Raw genomic sequence first — 16,296 nt, forward strand, 5'->3', positions numbered from 1 at the left:
CGACACCGATCAGGCGTCGAGCAGCAGGGCCGCGACGACCGCGCGATCCTCCGACAGCAGCACGTTGTAGGTGCGGCAGGCGGCGGCGGTGTTCATGGTCTCGATGCCGATGCGGCGCTCGATGAGCGGCCGCAGCAGGGCCGGCTTCGGGAAGCGCTGGCGGCTGCCGGTGCCCAGCAGCACCAGCTCGGGCTGGAGTGCGGCGATGGCCTCGAAGTCCTCGACGCGCAGGCCGTCAAAACCCGCCTGGGCCCAGGCCCGCGCCTCGCCCTGCCAGGGCAGCAGCAGGCTTTCGCGCCAGATCACGCTTCCCACGCCGATGCGATCGGCATGCACCGCGGAGACCACGTTGGGACGGCTGGGCGGGTCGGCTTGGAACTTCATGGGGCGTGGCTTCCGGCGCGGGGGCGCGGGCCTGCACGGGGCCATCCACCGTGTGGGAGCCAGGATCCACCCCTCGATTAAAATTCTAGCTTTCGCCTTGCGCAAGCGGCCCCGCCAGGGGGCATGCGCCGGGCCGACGCTGACCCACTGCGGAGCCCCCGTGAGCAAACCCATCCACAAGTCGAGCAAGCTGGCGAATGTCTGTTATGACATCCGCGGTCCGGTGCTCGACAAGGCCCGTCAGATGGAAGAGGACGGCCACAAGATCATCAAGCTGAACATCGGCAACCTGGCGGTCTTCGGCTTCGATGCGCCCGACGAGATCGTGCAGGACATGATCCGCAACCTGCCTTCGGCCGCCGGCTACACCGACAGCAAGGGCCTGTTCGCGCCGCGCCGCGCCGTCGTGCACTACACGCAGGAGAAGGGCATCACCGGCGTGACGGTGGACGACGTCTACCTCGGCAACGGCGCATCCGAGCTGATCGCGATGAGCATGAATGCGCTGCTCGACGCCGGCGACGAGGTGCTGGTGCCCGCGCCCGACTACCCCTTGTGGACGGCCTCGGTCTCACTGTCCGGCGGCACGCCGGTGCACTACCTGTGCGACGAGGGCGCCGAGTGGTACCCCGACCTCGACGACATCCGCCGCAAGATCACGCCGGCCACCCGTGCGATCGTCATCATCAATCCGAACAACCCGACCGGCGCGCTCTACCCCGAGCCGCTGCTGCGGGAGCTGGTCGAGATCGCGCGCCAGCACAAGCTGATCGTCTTCGCCGACGAGATCTACGACAAGACGCTCTACGACGGCAATGTCCACACCAGCATCGCCTCGCTGGCCGACGATGTCTTCTTCGTCACCTTCAACGGCCTGAGCAAGAACTACCGCGCCTGCGGCTACCGCGCCGGCTGGATGGTCGTCTCGGGCAACAAGCGCCAGGGCCGGGACTACATCGAGGGCCTGAACATGCTGGCCTCGATGCGGCTGTGCGCCAACACGCCCGGCCAGCTCGCGGTGCAGACGGCGCTCGGGGGCTATCAGAGCATCAAGGACCTCGTCGCGCCCCAGGGCCGCCTGACCCGCCAGCGCGACCTGGCCTACGAGCGCATGTCGGCCATCCCGGGCGTCAGCGTGGTCAAGCCCAAGGCGGCGCTCTACATGTTCCCGCGCCTCGATCCCAAGGTCTACCCGATCCAGGACGACCAGCAGTTCGCCTACGAGCTGCTGGCCGAGGAGAAGGTGCTGATCGTGCAGGGCACCGGCTTCAACTGGACGCAGCCCGACCACTTCCGCCTCGTCTTCCTGCCCAACACCGACGACCTCGGCCAGGCACTGGATCGCATCGAGCGCTTCCTCGCCGGCTACCGCAAGCGCCACAGCGTCTGAGGCCTGCCCACTCCGTCCGACGCAGCCGGCCACGAGCCGGCCGCGTGCCCCTTGATCCTCTCGCGTCCTGATCCCATGAAAGCTCTCCAGCTCGGCCTGCTCGGCATCGGCACCGTCGGCAGCGGCACCTTCGCGGTCCTGCAGCGCAACCAGGCGGAGATCATCCGTCGCGCCGGCCGCGGCATCGTGATCAAGACCGTGGCCGACCTCGACACCGCCCGCGCCAAGGCCGTCGTCGGCGATGCGGCCGAGGTCGTTGCCGATGCCCGCGCCGTGATCGCCGATCCGGCCATCGACGTCGTCGTCGAGCTGATCGGCGGCTATGGCATCGCCCGCACCCTGGTGCTGGAGGCCATCGCCGCCGGCAAGCATGTGGTCACGGCCAACAAGGCCCTGCTGGCCGTGCATGGCAGCGAGATCTTCGCGGCCGCGCGGGCCCAGGGCGTGATCGTCGCCTTCGAGGCTGCGGTTGCCGGCGGCATCCCCATCATCAAGGCCCTGCGCGAGGGCCTGACCGCCAACCAGATCCAGTGGGTGGCCGGCATCATCAACGGCACGACGAACTTCATCCTGTCCGAGATGCGCGACAAGGGCTTGGACTTCGACGTGGTGCTCAAGCAGGCCCAGGCCCTGGGCTATGCCGAGGCCGATCCGACCTTCGACATCGAAGGCATCGATGCCGCCCACAAGGCCACGCTGATGAGCGCCATCGCCTTCGGCATCCCGGTGCAGTTCGACAAGGCCCATGTGGAAGGCATCACCCGCCTGGCCGCGGCCGACATCCGCTATGCCGAGCAGCTCGGCTACCGCATCAAGCTGCTGGGCATCGCGCGCCGCCAGGCCGAGGGCATCGAGCTGCGCGTGCACCCGACCCTGGTGCCGGCCAAGCGCCTGATCGCCAACGTCGAAGGCGCGATGAATGCGGTGATGGTGCAGGGCGATGCCGTGGGCACCACCCTCTATTACGGCAAGGGCGCGGGCAGCGAGCCGACCGCCTCGGCCGTGATTGCCGACCTGGTCGACATCGCCCGTCTCGCCGAGGCTGGCGAGGGCGCCCGCGTGCCGGCCCTGGGCTTCCAGCCTGAGGCCCTGGCCCAGGCCGATGCCCTGCCCATCCTGCCGATCGAGCAGGTGCTGACGTCTTTCTACCTGCGCCTGCGCGTGGCCGACGAGGCCGGCGTGCTGGCCCGCCTCACCGGCATCCTGGCCGGCCGTGGCATTTCCATCGATGCCGTGCTGCAGCGCCCGGGCGAGGCCGTGGCCGCCGGCCAGCCCGCCGCCACCGACCTGATCATGCTGAGCCACATCACCCGCGAAGGCGCGATGCGCGCTGCGCTGGCCGAGATGCAGGCCCTGCCCAGCGTGCTGGCGCCCATCGTCAGCCTGCGCAAGGAAGAGCTCGCCTGAGCCAGGCCCGGGGCCTTCCCGAACTGAATGCAACGATGAAGTACATCAGCACCCGCGGCGACCGCACCGAGCGGCGCTTCTGCGAGATCCTGCTCGAAGGCCTGGCCCCCGATGGCGGCCTCTACCTGCCGACCCACTACCCCAAGGTCGATGGCGCCACGCTCACGCGCTGGCGCGGCCTGGGCTATGCCGAGCTGGCCTTCGAGATCCTGTCGCGCTACATCGACGACATCCCGCCGGCCGATCTCAAGGCCCTGGTCGACAAGACCTACACCGTCGCCGCCTTCGGCGACCCGGCCATCGTCCCGCTCAAGCCGGTCCGCCCGGCCGGCGAGGGGCACGGTGCCTTGATGCTTGAAGCCCTGTCCAACGGCCCCACGCTGGCCTTCAAGGACATGGCCATGCAGTTGCTGGGCAACCTCTTCGAGTACGAACTGGCCCGGCGCGGCGAGACGCTCAACATCCTGGGTGCCACCAGCGGCGACACCGGCAGCGCGGCCGAATACGCCATGCGTGGCAAGCGCGGCATCGCCGTGTTCATGCTCAGCCCGCTCGGCCGCATGAGCCCCTTCCAGCAGGCGCAGATGTTCAGCCTGCAGGACGCCAACATCCACAACCTGGCGGTCGAGGGCGTGTTCGACGACTGCCAGGACATCGTCAAGGCCGTCAGCGCCGACCTGGACTTCAAGCGCCGCCACAAGATCGGCACCGTCAACTCGATCAACTGGGCGCGGCTGCTGGCCCAGGTCGTCTACTACTTCGCCGGCTACTTCCAGGCCACGAAGACCAATGACGAGCGGGTGAGCTTCACCGTGCCCAGCGGCAACTTCGGCAATGTCTGCGCCGGCCATGTGGCGCGCATGATGGGCCTGCCGATCGAGCGCCTGATCGTCGCGACCAACGAGAACGATGTGCTCGACGAGTTCTTCCGCACCGGCGCCTACCGCGTGCGCGGCAGTGCCGACACGCACGAGACCTCCAGCCCCTCGATGGACATCTCCAAGGCCAGCAATTTCGAGCGTTTCGTCTTCGACCTGCTCGGCCGCGACACGGCCCGCACCGCCGATCTCTTCGGCACGCAGGTGGGGCAGGGCGGCTTCACGCTGGACGCGGCCAGCTTCGCGCGGGTGGCCGGCTACGGCTTCCGCTCGGGCCGCAGCAGCCATGCCGACCGCCTGGCCACCATCCGCCGCGTGGCGGCGGAAAGCGGCCTGATCGTCGACCCGCACACGGCCGACGGCCTCAAGGTGGCTTCCGAGCAGCCCGGCCCCGAGACCATGATCGTGCTGGAGACCGCGCTGCCGGCCAAGTTCGCCTCGACCCTGGTCGAGGCCCTGGGCCAGGAGCCGCCGCGGCCCGCCGGCCTGGAGGGCATCGAGGCCCTGCCCAAGCGCGTGCAGACCGTGCCGGCCTCGGTCCAGGTCGTCAAGGACTACGTGGCGGCCCACGCCCCCGCATGAGCAGCGATCCGCCGACCCGCCCCGCCCTGAAGGCCGTGGGCTTCTGCGGCTACTCCGGCTCGGGCAAGACCACGCTGGTCGAGCAGATGGTCGGCGGCCTGCGCGCGCGCGGCCTGCGCGTTTCGGTGGTCAAGCATGCCCACCACGGCTTCGACATCGACCAGCCCGGCAAGGACTCCTGGCGCCACCGCGAGGCCGGGGCCTACGAGGTCGTCGTCTCCTCCAGCCGCCGCCTGGCCAAGGTGCGCAGCCTGGACGGCGAGCGTGAGCCCACCGCGCATGAGCTGCTGGCCGAGCTGGGGCCCTGCGACTGGGCCCTGGTCGAAGGCTTCAAGCATGCCGACCTGCCCAAGATCGAGGTCTGGCGTGCCAGCACCGGCCGGCCGGTGCAGTACCCGGCCGATCCGCACATCCGCGCGATCGCGACCGACAGCCGCGCCGCGCTGCCACAGCCGACCGAGCTGCCGCTGCTGGACCTGAACGACCCCGAGGCCGTCATCGCCTTCCTGATCGGGCAGGCTGCGCATTTCCACTACACGCCCCGCGCGCTGCCCCGGCTCGGCTTCTGAGCCTGCATCGCCCCTGCGCCTGCCCGCATGAACCGACCTGCCCCCAAGCCGCTGATCAGCCTGGACGAGGCCCTGGCCCGCCTGCTGGCGCAGACCCCGCGCCTGGCGGATGTCGAGACGATCGATAGCTTCGAGGCCCTGGGCCGCGTTCTGGCCGAGGATCTCGTCGCCCCGCTCGACGTGCCCGGCATGGACAACAGCGCGATGGATGGCTACGCCCTGCGCCGTGCCGACCTGCTCGGTCCCGAAGGCCTGGCCCGCGTGCTGCCGGTCGGCCAGCGGGTGGCGGCCGGCCATCCCTGCAGCCCGCTGGCCGAGGGCACGGCGGCACGGCTCTTCACCGGCGCCGAGATCCCGCCCGGCGCGGATGCCGTCGTGCCGCAGGAGCAGGCCGAGGCGCTCACCCTGCCGGATGGCCGCGCTGCCGTGCGCATCACCGCGATGCCCGAGGTCGAGGCCTGGATCCGCCGCCGCGGCGACGACGTGCGCCACGGCGCCACCGTGCTCGCCACCGGCACCCGGCTCAGCGCCCAGGCCCTGGGCCTGGCGGCCTCGCTGGGCCGGGCGACGGTTCAGGTGCGCCGTCGCCCGCGGGTGGCCCTGTTCTCCACCGGCGACGAGCTGGTGATGCCGGGCAGCCTGCCGCCCGATCAACTGCCGCGCGGCGCCATCTACAACTCCAACCGCCACACCCTGCGCGGCCTGCTGCAAGCGGCCGGTGCCGTGGTCACCGACCTCGGCATCGTGCCCGACCGCCGCGAGGCCACCCGCGAGGCCCTGCGCGCGGCGGCCGAGGCGCATGACCTGATCCTCACCTCCGGCGGCGTGTCGGTCGGCGAGGAAGACCATCTCAAGCCCGCCGTCGAGGCCGAAGGCCGGCTGGACCTGTGGCAGGTGGCGATGAAGCCCGGCAAGCCCCTGGCCTTCGGGGCGGTGCGCCGGCCCGGCGCCCCCGTCGAAGCCCAGGGCGCGGCGGCCGAGGCCCTGTTCATGGGCCTGCCCGGCAATCCGGTGTCGAGCTTCGTCACGTTCCTGCTGGCCGTGCGGCCGGTGCTGCGCGCGCTGGAGGGCGAGCCGGTGCGCGCGCCGCGCCCGCTGCAGGTGCCGGCCGCCTTCGACTGGCCGCACCCCGACCGCCGCCGCGAGTTCCTGCGCGCGCGGCTGGACGCCGCCGGCCAGGCCCATCTCTTCCCCAGCCAGTCCTCGGCCGTGCTGACCTCGGCGGTCTGGGCCGAGGGCCTGGTCGATGTGGCCGCCGGCCAGGTCATCCGCGCCGGCGATCCGGTGCCCTACCTGCCCTATGCCGCGCTGCTGTGAGCCGCAGCGCCCGGCCTGATGCCCTTCCGCCTGAGCCTGCCCCGATGAGCACCGTCCACGTCCGCTACTTCGCCGCCCTGCGCGAGGCCCTGGGCCCCGGCGAGACCGTGGCGCGGCCCGAGCCCGCCACCGTGGCCGCCCTGCGCGACGCCCTGATCGCCCGCGGCGGCGCCCATGCCGAGCGCCTGGCCCGCGGCCGCGCCGTGCGCATGGCCGTCGACCAGCAGATGGCCGACGAGGCCACGCCGCTGCGCGAGGGCGCGGAGGTCGCTTTCTTCCCTCCGGTGACCGGGGGATGAGCATGAGCAGCCCGCGCGACACCGTCACCATCCAGACCGCCGACTTCGACCTCGGCGCCGAAGTGGCCCGCCTGCGCGAGGGCGATGGCGGCGTCGGTGCCGTCGCCGCCTTCATCGGCACCGTGCGCGACCGCAGCGAGGGCGCCAGCGTGTCCGCCATGGAGCTGGAGCACTACCCCGGCATGACCGAGCGGGCGATCGAAGCCATGATCGAGGAGGCCCGGCGCCGCTTCGCGCTGCGCGGCGTGCGGGTGATCCACCGCGTCGGCCTGCTTGAGCTGGGCGATCAGATCGTGCTGGTCGCCGTCAGCTCGGCCCACCGCGGCGAGGCCTTCCAGGCCTGCGAATTCCTGATGGACTACCTCAAGACCCAGGCGCCGTTCTGGAAGAAGGAAACCACGCCCGAGGGCGCGCGCTGGGTCGATGCCCGCGTGGCCGACGACGCCGCCCTGGCCCGCTGGGGCATCGAGGCGCGCAATGCCTGAGGCCGATCAAGCGGGCGGCGCCGGGCCGGCCGATCTTCGATGAGCGGCGCCGGCCCCGCCCTCTGGCTGCAAGCCGCGGCCGTGGCCTGTGGCGCCGCCGCGGGCGGCCTGCTGCGCTGGGGCCTGGGCCTGCTGCTGAATCCGCTGTGGGCCGGCTTTCCGCTCGGCACCCTCTTCGTCAACACGGTCGGCGGCCTGCTGATCGGCGGCCTCGGCGCCTGGTTCGCCCAGCAGCCGCAGGAGCTGCTGCGCCTGCTGCTGGTGACCGGCCTGCTCGGCGGGCTGACCACCTTCTCGGCCTTCTCGGCCGAATCCCTGGCCCTGCTGCAGCGCGGCGCCCCCGGCCTGGCCCTGCTGCACACGGCGGCCCACCTGCTGGGCGCGCTGGCCTGCGCGGCGGCGGGCTGGGCCTTGGTGCACGCCCTGCTGGCGCGCGGCTGAAGCGCCGGCCGGCAAGGGCGGATGCGCCGTCGCCTCAGCCGCGCAGGCGCTTGATCAGGCTGACCGCGCCCAGCACCAGCGCACCCGCCAGCAGGCCGACGAGTCCGTCGACCGCCATGGCGCCCAGCACCCCCAGCGCGCCGGCACCTTCGGCCCAGGCCGCCACCGCATGGTGCAGGGGCGGGATGCCGTGGGACAGGATGCCGCCGCCCACCAGGAACATCGCCGCCGTCCCGAAGACCGACAGTGCCTTCATCAGCCAGGGCGCGCCCAGCAGCAGGCCGCGGCCCAGGGCGGCCTGCAGGCCGCCGCGGCGGCTGAGCCAGAGCCCGGCGTCGTCAAGCTTGACGATGCCGGCCACCAGGCCATAGACGCCGACGGTCATCAGCACGGCGATGCTGACCAGCACCGCCAGTTGCTGGCTGAAGCTGGCCGCGGCCACCGTGCCCAGGCTGATCACGATGATCTCGGCCGAGAGGATGAAGTCGGTGCGCACCGCGCCCTTGATCTTGTCCTTCTCCAGCGCGACCAGGTCCACCGTCTCGTCGGCCAGGGCGGCGCGCAGCTCGGCCTGGTGGGCGGCGTCCTCGGCCTGGCTGTGGAGGAACTTGTGGGCCAGCTTCTCGAAACCCTCGAAGCAGAGGAAGGCGCCGCCGATCATCAGCAGCGGCGTGATCAGCACCGGCAGGAAGGCGCTGATGGCCAGGGCCGCCGGCACCAGGATGGCCTTGTTCACCATCGAGCCCTTGGCCACGGCCCAGACCACCGGCAGTTCCCGGTCGGCCTGTACGCCGGTGACCTGCTGGGCATTGAGCGCCAGGTCGTCGCCGAGCACGCCGGCGGTCTTCTTGGTCGCGACCTTGGTCATCGCGGCCACGTCGTCCAGGATGGAGGCGATGTCGTCAAGCAGGGCAAGCAGGCTGGTGGCCATGGGGGGTGTCTCCGGGAAGGGGCCGTGAGGAGGGGGCGGTATCCGGCCGACGAGGGCCGTGCTGCGGCGCATGCTAAGGCGTTCGCAGCCCCCCGCAGCCCCCCGCAGCCCGGGCGCCCCACCTTGAATCGGCGGGGTGGGGCCCCACATGGAAAGCAGGCGGTGCACGGTCACCGCAACAAGGATGGACCCATGCGCATCGACAAACTGACCACGGCTTTCCAGCAGGCGCTGCAGGAAGCCAGCAGCCTCGCGGTGACCCGCGAGCATCCCTACCTGGAGCCGGCTCATCTGCTGGCCGCCTTCCTGGCCCAGCCCGACGGCCCGCGCGCGCTGCTGGAGCGGGCCGGCGTCAAGCTGCCGGCGCTGAAGACGGCGGTGGATGCCGCGGTCGAGGCCCTGCCGCAGGTGCAGGGCGGTGGCGGCCCGGTGCAGCCCTCGCGCGATTTCGTCGCCCTCTTGCAGGCTGCCGAGAAAGAGGCCGGCAAGCGCGGCGATGCCTTCATCAGCAGCGAGATGGCCCTGCTGGCCCTGAGCGAGGCCAAGACCGAACTGGCCGAGACCGCCCGCCGCCACGGCCTGCGGCGCCCGGCCCTGGAGGCCGCGATCGAGGCCGTGCGCGGCGGCCAGAAGGTCGACAGCGCCGAGGCCGAGGGCCAGCGCGAGGCGCTGAAGAAGTACACCATCGACCTGACCGAGCGCGCCCGCCAGGGCAAGCTCGACCCGGTGATCGGCCGCGACGACGAGATCCGCCGCGCCATCCAGGTGCTGCAGCGGCGCAGCAAGAACAACCCGGTGCTGATCGGCGAGCCGGGCGTGGGCAAGACGGCCATCGTCGAGGGCCTGGCCCAGCGCATCGTCAACGGCGAGGTGCCCGACAGCCTCAAGGGCAAGCGCCTGCTGGTGCTCGACATCGCCCTGCTGCTGGCCGGCGCCAAGTTCCGCGGCGAGTTCGAGGAGCGGCTCAAGAACGTGCTCAAGGAACTGTCGCAGGACGCCGGCCAGACCCTGGTCTTCATCGACGAGCTGCACACCATGGTCGGCGCCGGCAAGGGCGAGGGCGCGATCGATGCCGGCAACATGCTCAAGCCCGCGCTGGCGCGCGGCGAGCTGCACTGCATCGGCGCGACCACGCTGGCCGAGTACCGCAAGTACATCGAGAAGGATGCCGCGCTCGAACGCCGCTTCCAGCGCATCCTCGTCGACGAGCCGAGCGTGGAGGCGACCATCGCCATCCTGCGCGGCCTGCAAGAGAAGTACGAGGTGCACCACGGCGTGGAGATCACCGACCCGGCCATCGTCGCCGCGGCCGAGCTGAGCCAGCGCTACATCACCGACCGCTTCCTGCCCGACAAGGCCATCGACCTGATCGACGAGGCGGCCGCCAAGCTCAAGATCGAGAAGGATTCCAAGCCCGAGCTGCTGGACCGGCTCGACCGCCGGCTGATCCAGCTCAAGATCGAGCAGCTCGCGATGGCCAAGGAGAAGGACGAGGCCTCGATCAAGCGCCTGGCGCTGATCGAGGAGGAGATCCTCAAGCTGTCGCGCGAGATGGCCGACCTCGACGAGATCTGGCAGGCCGAGAAGGCCGCCGACCACGGCTCGGAGGATCTGCGCAAGGCCATCGAGCGGGTCAAGGCCCAGATCGTCGAGCTCACCCGCAAGGGCGATCTCAATGAGGTGGCCCAGCTCCAGTACGGTCGCCTGCCCGAGCTGGAAAAGCGGCTGCGCGATGCCCATGCGCTGGAAAGCGGCGCGGCCGCGGCCGGCCGCCCGCGCCTGCTGCGCACCCAGGTGGGGGCGGAGGAAATCGCCGAGGTCGTCGCCCGGGCCACCGGCATTCCGGTGGCCAAGCTGATGCAGGGCGAGCGCGACAAGCTGCTGCAGATGGAAGCCAAGCTGCATGAGCGCGTGGTCGGCCAGGACGAGGCCATCGTCGCGGTGGCCGATGCCATCCGCCGCAGCCGTGCCGGCCTGGGCGACCCGAACCGGCCGACCGGCAGCTTCCTCTTCCTGGGGCCGACCGGCGTCGGCAAGACCGAGCTGTGCAAGGCCCTGGCCGGTTTCCTCTTCGACACCGAGGAGGCCATGATCCGCATCGACATGAGCGAGTTCATGGAGAAGCACAGCGTGAGCCGCATGATCGGCGCGCCGCCCGGCTACGTCGGCTACGAGGAGGGCGGCGCGCTGACCGAGGCCGTGCGCCGCAAGCCCTATGCGGTGGTGCTGCTCGACGAGGTCGAGAAGGCGCATCCCGATGTCTTCAATGTGCTGCTGCAAGTGCTCGACGACGGCCGCCTGACCGACGGCCAGGGCCGCACCGTGGACTTCAAGAACACGGTGATCGTGATGACGAGCAACCTCGGCTCCTCGCTGATCATGCAGATGCAGGGGCGGGATCCGGAGCTGATCCGCGAGGCGGTCTGGGGCGAGGTCAAGGCGCACTTCCGGCCCGAATTCCTCAACCGCATCGACGAGACCGTGGTCTTCCACGCGCTCGATGCGCAGCACATCGAGGGCATCGCCGCCATCCAGCTCAAGGCCTTGCAGGCGCGGCTGGCGCGGCTGGACCTCAGCCTCGACATCAGCCCGGCGGCGCTGGCCGAGCTGGCCAAGGTCGGTTTCGATCCGCTGTTCGGCGCGCGCCCGCTGAAGCGGGCGATCCAGCAGCGCATCGAGAACCCGCTGTCCAAGCTGCTGCTGGAAGGCCGCTTCCCGCCCAAGAGCGTGATCCCGGTCGAGGTCGATCCCATCCTGCACCCAGGCGAATTCCGCTTCGAGCGGCGCACGCACTGAGCCTGCGCGGACATCCCGGGCCGCACAGCAGCCCGGAAGGGCCGGCGCCTAGAATTTCACGATGAATGACAAGCAGGTGACGGGGGCTGCCGCAGCCCAGCCGGTGGTGATCGTGGGGGCCGGCCTGGCGGGCCTGACCACCGCCTTGCAACTGGCCGGGCAGCGGCCGGTGGTCGTGCTGGCCAAGCGCAGCCTGGGCGAGGGCGCGACGGCCTGGGCGCAGGGCGGCATCGTCGGCGTGCTCGGCCAGGACGACAGCGTCGAGAGCCATGTGCAGGATACGCTGGACGCCGGTGCCGGCCTGGTCGACAAGGACAGCGCCCGCTTCGTCGCCGAGCGCAGCGCCGATGCGGTGGCCTGGCTGGTCGAGCACGGCGTGCCCTTTTCGCCCGACCCGCAAGGGCCCCTGGGCCTGCACCTGACGCGCGAGGGCGGCCATGCGGTGCGCCGCATCGCCCATGCGGCCGATGCCACCGGACGCGCCATCCACGAGGCCCTGCTGGCCCGCGCCCGTGCGCATCCCAACATCACGCTGCGCGAGCGCTGGATGGCGGTGGACCTGATCACCACCCGCCATCTCGCGATGCGCACGCCGCGCCAGGGCGATGCGGCTGCGCCGCGCTGCTATGGCGTCTATGCGCTGGACATGGACCGCAAGCGGGTCGAGACCGTCGCGGCCAGCGCAGTCATCCTCGCCACCGGCGGCCTCGGCAAGGTCTACCGCTACACCAGCAACCCCGACACCGCCACGGGCGACGGCGTGGCCATGGCCTGGCGGGCGGGTTGCCGCGTCGCGAACATGGAGTTCGTGCAGTTCCACCCGACCTGCCTCTACCACCCGCAGGAGCGCAGCTTCCTGATCACCGAGGCCCTGCGTGGCGAGGGCGCCGTGCTGCGCCTGCCCGGCGTGCCGGGCGAGGACGGCCAGGCCGCGCGCTTCATGCCCCTGCACGATGCCCGGGCCGAGTTGGCGCCGCGCGACATCGTCGCCCGCGCGATCGACTTCGAGATGAAGAAGCATGGCCTCGACCATGTCTGGCTCGACGCCACCGGCCTGGGCGAGGACCGGCTCAAGAGCCATTTCCCGACCATCCATGCACGCTGCCTGGCGCTCGGCATCGACATCGCGCGCCAGCCCATCCCGGTGGTGCCGGCCGCGCACTACAGTTGCGGCGGCGTGGTGAGCGACCTTCAGGGCCGCACCGACCTGCCCGGCCTCTATGCCGTGGGCGAGACCGGCTGCACCGGCCTGCACGGCGCCAACCGCCTGGCCAGCAACTCGCTGCTGGAATGCGTGGTGCTCGGCCGAAGCTGCGCCGAACACTTGCTGGCCCAGCCCGCCGCGCCCGCGCCGGACCTGCCTGCCTGGGACGAAAGCCAGGTCGAGAATGCCGACGAACAGGTCGTCATCAGCCACAACTGGGACGAGCTGCGGCTGCTGATGTGGAACTACGTCGGCATCGTCCGCACGACCAAGCGGCTGGAGCGTGCCCTGCACCGCATCAAGCTGCTGCGCGGCGAGATTGAGGACTACTACGGCAGCTTCCGCGTCACCCGCGACCTGCTGGAGCTGCGCAACCTCGTCGATGCGGCCGAACTGATCGTGCGCTCCGCGCTGAGCCGCCACGAGAGCCGCGGCCTGCACTACAGCCGCGATTACCCGGGCAGCCTGCCGGTCAGCTTCCCGACCGTGCTGGTGCGCAAGCGGCGCCGCCGCGAGCACGAGGATTGAGCGGGCCGGGCGAGCCGCGAGGGCTCGCCATCGCTTCGGGCTTAGCTGTAGAGCTTGAGCGACGACTGTGGCTTGCCACCCAGCAGTCCGCCCAGGCCGCTGCTGATCGGGAATGCATTCAGGTTTGGGAAGACCTTGGTCATGGACGATGTCGGCACGCCCATCCAGCGCGCCACTTCGACCAGCAGATGCTCGGTAGGCGTGCTCGGCAGCATGAGGCCCCGTGACTCGACCATGTCGGGACCTGTCAAGCGAAGGTCAGGTGCCTTGCCGTGCAGCCCTCCAAGCACCGGGCCAATCAACAGCGCATGACCGCCCCAGCCGTGGTCGGTACCGCTGTTGTTGGGGACCAAGCTGCGACCAAACTCGGAGTAGATCAGCATGGACACCTCATCCTGGATACCGAGGGCGCGGGCTGAGCGCCAGAAGGCGCCAATGCCCGCGTCAAGCTCGGCAAGCTTGAGGGCAAGGATCTCGTTCTGGTTCGAATGGCTGTCGTAGCCGCCCTGCACGGCGAAGTGCACGGCGCGACTCCTACCGCTCACTGCATCGGACTTGAACAGCCGGGCGACTGTCTTGAGCTCTGGAAGGCTGGTGTAGGGGGTGTCGTCGGTCACGGTCTCCAATGCCGCTTCCACGACCACCGAGTTGTCAGCAGATCGCTGCTGCGCCTCGCCAAACGCTCGCGCCAAGGGATGGGTCAAGCTGCCACTGCGCCGCATGACCCCTTCCATCATCTGAACGACGTCTGATGCGATGTAGCTGGCGTGGCGAGGCGTCACGCCCTCCGGCCCGAGACCAAGCGCCCGAAGGCCAGGCGCCACCAAGGCAGGCTGGGGACCCGCGGTGCTCGTCATTGGAGAGAAGCTGCCTCCGCGCAGACTTTCGGGCAGTGCTGCCATCATGCGCCCGACCCAACCGCTGTCCCCGGTGGTGTCGCTTGCGTCACCGATCTGCCACGTGCGGTTTTGGTCGCTGTGACTGCTGAGCGCCTGCGGTAGCGGTACCGAGCGTTTCTCGTACTGCGCCCGTGTGGTCGGAACGACCAAGGGCCCTGTATTCATGACCACGGCCACCCGACCCTGACGGTAGAGCGCCGTAAGTTCGCTCATCGCCGGATGCCAATGCCAGTCGGCATTCAGCGCGTAGGCGGGTTGATCGGCTTGGGCCAGGCTGCCACGTGCTGCGAGGTAGGCCGAGCGGTTGGTGCCGCGCCGAGGAGTCATCAGGGCGTGAGCGTCAACCCCACCCCCGAGATAGACGATCAACAACTTACGGCTCATGACAGCACGATGTTTTGGGGATGGATGAGGATGGTCCAGAGCATGGCTGCCAGCACATCGCGCTGTTGTTTGTCGGTGCCCCGCCCCATGCGCTCCAGGCTCATGAGGAGCGACTCGCGTTCTGGCGAGGGCAGGAGACGGCCGCTGAGCCGGCGGCTCAGCTCGTCGACCAATCCCTCGTCGTTGGCTGTGGAAGCCAGTTGCTGCGCCAAGTAGGGCGTGAGCGAGGCATTGCGGGCCAGCAGACCCAGGCCGTTGAAGACGGTGGTGGCGCCGTCCTCGTCGTAGTTCTCCAACTCGGCGCCAACAAGGCCCAGCGCCTTCAGCTCGGGCGTGGCGTAGTCCGGTTTGTTGAAGTTGAAGACCGTCGGAGCGGTGAAGGGTCGCTGCGAGCCCAGGGTCTTGTGCGCGCCCAAGCTCACCGGCCGCTGAGTGGTGGATGTTTCAAAGCTCCCGATCCGTCGCACCGCACCCATGGTGTACGCGTAGCGCGGGACGATCATCCCGAAGTTGGGCGTGCCGGGCGTGAGCAGGTCGGGGTCGAGGAAGATCGCGCGCAGCACGGCCTTCATGTCGCCGCGCACCCCGCTGCCGTTGTTGACGAAGGCACGGCTCACACGGCTGACATAGCCCGGCGAGGGGTTGGAGCAGGTGAGGCGCCGGATCAGATTCAGCGCGACGAAGGGCGGGCAGGTGGGATGCTGGAAAAGCGCATCGAGCGTGGCGCGGATCGCGTTGGCACCGGACGTGCCGGCCGCGATGTTGACCCGGCCACCAAGGGCGCGCACCGCTTCAGGCGAGTGCTGACTGGCATCGATGGCCATGCGCCGGGCCCAAACGTCTGCACTGAAGGTGCTGGGTCGTTCGTCCCCAAACTTCAGTGCCTGGCCTGTCGTCGTTTTGCCGTTGGGGTAGAGGCCCGTGAACGCACGAGCCAGTTGCACGATGTCTGCCTGGGTGTATGTTGGGATCGGGTTGCCGTTGCCATCAAGCTTGCGGCTGCCGTCTTCCTTGAGTTCCCACAAGCCAATGGTAAAGAGCTGCATCAGCTCCCGTGCATAGTTCTCGTCAGGCTGGCGACCGGTGGCGGCGTCGGCTTTGCGGCTGTTCAGGTAGGTCAGGTAGAAGCCCATGTCGAGGCTGTACGTGACATCCTCGATCAAGGTGCGGAAGTTGCCGAAGGCGTTGCGGTTGAGCAAATCCCAGAACGAGGCGTAGGCCTGCGCCACCACCGCTCGGTCGGTACCAAGCTCGGAGATGACGAAGAGGTTGGACAGGGCGTAGGTGACGCGCTGACGTAGCGGATCGGACGCGTAGACGCACTTCCAATCGATGGCCTGGATGCGGGTGTCGAGGTGCGGCGATTGGTTCGGATCCTCAAAGCCCGGGGGGCCCTTCAATCGGATCCAGTCGGCCACCGAGCGGCTCTGCGGCAGGGCCATCTGGCTGTCCAGCCAGCTGCTGTAGCCCCTGTTGGCAACGTCGACGATCTCGCTGTCCAGTGGGGCGAAGGTGGTGAAGCGCAACCAGCGGGCTGCTGCGTCGACCGGCAAAGTCGTGGCGGCGGCGAGGGCCTGGGCCAACGAGGTACGCGGAAACCCTGCGGCCAAGGCGGCTGCGCTGGCACTGGCCAGGGCACTCTGGCGGAGGAAGCTGCGACGTGTGCTGCGGACCACGGGAAGGGCCATGACGACTTGAAATCCAGGAAAAAGGAGAGCCGCGGTCTGGGACCGCGTGTGCTCCGCTTCAGTAGCGCACCAGACGTGGAAGCCGACCGCTTTGTACGCGACCGAGCGAAGACT

At 69.9% G+C, this 16,296-nt stretch carries 14 protein-coding genes; 10 read left to right on the top strand and 4 right to left on the bottom strand.

Annotated features, from left to right (window positions below; translation table 11 throughout):
• Positions 1–9: 9 nt before the first annotated feature.
• Positions 10–384, bottom strand: coding sequence for an Mth938-like domain-containing protein (locus JI742_RS07650; protein ID WP_201825239.1), 375 nt, complete (start codon positions 382–384; stop codon positions 10–12).
• 160 nt (positions 385–544) lie between these two features.
• On the opposite strand from JI742_RS07650, the gene JI742_RS07655 reads away from it, so the two are divergent.
• The 8 genes from JI742_RS07655 (at position 545) to JI742_RS07690 (ending at position 7,752) form a co-directional block, all read left to right on the top strand.
• Positions 545–1,774: a pyridoxal phosphate-dependent aminotransferase gene (locus JI742_RS07655; protein WP_350309640.1), complete on the top strand. Its 1,230-nt coding sequence runs from the start codon at positions 545–547 to the stop codon at positions 1,772–1,774.
• Positions 1,775–1,849: 75 nt separating this feature from the next.
• A complete protein-coding gene (locus JI742_RS07660; protein ID WP_201825243.1) occupies positions 1,850–3,181 on the top strand; it encodes a homoserine dehydrogenase in 1,332 nt (443 codons plus the stop codon).
• 35 nt (positions 3,182–3,216) lie between these two features.
• Complete coding sequence (thrC, locus tag JI742_RS07665; RefSeq protein ID WP_201825246.1) at positions 3,217–4,641, top strand: threonine synthase; 1,425 nt, start codon at positions 3,217–3,219, stop codon at positions 4,639–4,641.
• A 26-nt stretch (positions 4,642–4,667) separates the two neighbouring features.
• Positions 4,668–5,210 (top strand): molybdopterin-guanine dinucleotide biosynthesis protein B, encoded by a 543-nt coding sequence (gene mobB / locus JI742_RS07670; protein WP_201826483.1) that lies wholly within the window; start codon positions 4,668–4,670, stop codon positions 5,208–5,210.
• Between the two features lie 27 nt (positions 5,211–5,237).
• Positions 5,238–6,527 carry a molybdopterin molybdotransferase MoeA gene (locus tag JI742_RS07675; protein WP_201825248.1) on the top strand — a complete coding sequence of 430 codons (1,290 nt, stop codon included), beginning with the start codon at positions 5,238–5,240 and terminating at the stop codon, positions 6,525–6,527.
• A gap of 44 nt (positions 6,528–6,571) precedes the next feature.
• Positions 6,572–6,826: a molybdopterin converting factor subunit 1 gene (gene moaD / locus JI742_RS07680; RefSeq protein WP_201825250.1), complete on the top strand. Its 255-nt coding sequence runs from the start codon at positions 6,572–6,574 to the stop codon at positions 6,824–6,826.
• Positions 6,827–6,828: 2 nt separating this feature from the next.
• On the top strand, positions 6,829–7,311 hold the full coding sequence (moaE, locus tag JI742_RS07685) for a molybdopterin synthase catalytic subunit MoaE (RefSeq protein WP_201825252.1): 483 nt from the start codon (positions 6,829–6,831) through the stop codon (positions 7,309–7,311).
• Between the two features lie 39 nt (positions 7,312–7,350).
• On the top strand, positions 7,351–7,752 hold the full coding sequence (locus JI742_RS07690; protein WP_201825254.1) for a CrcB family protein: 402 nt from the start codon (positions 7,351–7,353) through the stop codon (positions 7,750–7,752).
• A gap of 34 nt (positions 7,753–7,786) precedes the next feature.
• Here the strand turns inward: JI742_RS07690 and JI742_RS07695 are convergent, their stop codons facing one another.
• Positions 7,787–8,683: a DUF808 domain-containing protein gene (locus tag JI742_RS07695; protein WP_201825256.1), complete on the bottom strand. Its 897-nt coding sequence runs from the start codon at positions 8,681–8,683 to the stop codon at positions 7,787–7,789.
• Positions 8,684–8,875: 192 nt separating this feature from the next.
• Between JI742_RS07695 and clpB the strand changes: the two genes are divergently transcribed.
• Both clpB and nadB read left to right on the top strand, forming a co-directional pair.
• Complete coding sequence (clpB, locus tag JI742_RS07700) at positions 8,876–11,479, top strand: ATP-dependent chaperone ClpB (RefSeq protein ID WP_201825258.1); 2,604 nt, start codon at positions 8,876–8,878, stop codon at positions 11,477–11,479.
• 61 nt (positions 11,480–11,540) lie between these two features.
• The gene (gene nadB / locus JI742_RS07705; protein WP_201825260.1) at positions 11,541–13,211 is read left to right on the top strand and encodes an L-aspartate oxidase; all 1,671 of its coding nucleotides are present in this window, start codon (positions 11,541–11,543) and stop codon (positions 13,209–13,211) included.
• Positions 13,212–13,252: 41 nt separating this feature from the next.
• On the opposite strand, the gene JI742_RS07710 is transcribed toward nadB, so the two are convergent.
• Positions 13,253–14,494, bottom strand: a complete 1,242-nt coding sequence (locus tag JI742_RS07710) for a DUF1501 domain-containing protein (protein ID WP_201825262.1) — start codon at positions 14,492–14,494, stop codon at positions 13,253–13,255.
• Positions 14,491–16,182, bottom strand: a complete 1,692-nt coding sequence (locus JI742_RS07715) for a DUF1800 family protein (RefSeq protein WP_201825264.1) — start codon at positions 16,180–16,182, stop codon at positions 14,491–14,493. The genes JI742_RS07710 and JI742_RS07715 overlap by 4 nt, the downstream gene beginning before the upstream one ends.
• Positions 16,183–16,296: the final 114 nt, after the last annotated feature.

The organism is Piscinibacter lacus, from assembly GCF_016735685.1.
Lineage (GTDB): Bacteria > Pseudomonadota > Gammaproteobacteria > Burkholderiales > Burkholderiaceae_C > Aquariibacter > Aquariibacter lacus.

Excerpts from the sequence above, each read along its gene's own strand:
- JI742_RS07650 (WP_201825239.1), bottom strand. The coding sequence starts at position 384 with ATGAAGTTCCAAGCCGACCCGCCCAGCCGTCCCAACGTGGTCTCCGCG.
- JI742_RS07660 (WP_201825243.1), top strand. The coding sequence starts at position 1,850 with ATGAAAGCTCTCCAGCTCGGCCTGCTCGGCATCGGCACCGTCGGCAGC.
- thrC (WP_201825246.1), top strand. The coding sequence starts at position 3,217 with ATGAAGTACATCAGCACCCGCGGCGACCGCACCGAGCGGCGCTTCTGC.
- JI742_RS07675 (WP_201825248.1), top strand. The coding sequence starts at position 5,238 with ATGAACCGACCTGCCCCCAAGCCGCTGATCAGCCTGGACGAGGCCCTG.
- moaD (WP_201825250.1), top strand. The coding sequence starts at position 6,572 with ATGAGCACCGTCCACGTCCGCTACTTCGCCGCCCTGCGCGAGGCCCTG.
- moaE (WP_201825252.1), top strand. The coding sequence starts at position 6,829 with ATGAGCAGCCCGCGCGACACCGTCACCATCCAGACCGCCGACTTCGAC.
- JI742_RS07690 (WP_201825254.1), top strand. The coding sequence starts at position 7,351 with ATGAGCGGCGCCGGCCCCGCCCTCTGGCTGCAAGCCGCGGCCGTGGCC.
- JI742_RS07695 (WP_201825256.1), bottom strand. The coding sequence starts at position 8,683 with ATGGCCACCAGCCTGCTTGCCCTGCTTGACGACATCGCCTCCATCCTG.
- clpB (WP_201825258.1), top strand. The coding sequence starts at position 8,876 with ATGCGCATCGACAAACTGACCACGGCTTTCCAGCAGGCGCTGCAGGAA.
- nadB (WP_201825260.1), top strand. The coding sequence starts at position 11,541 with ATGAATGACAAGCAGGTGACGGGGGCTGCCGCAGCCCAGCCGGTGGTG.
- JI742_RS07710 (WP_201825262.1), bottom strand. The coding sequence starts at position 14,494 with ATGAGCCGTAAGTTGTTGATCGTCTATCTCGGGGGTGGGGTTGACGCT.
- JI742_RS07715 (WP_201825264.1), bottom strand. The coding sequence starts at position 16,182 with ATGGCCCTTCCCGTGGTCCGCAGCACACGTCGCAGCTTCCTCCGCCAG.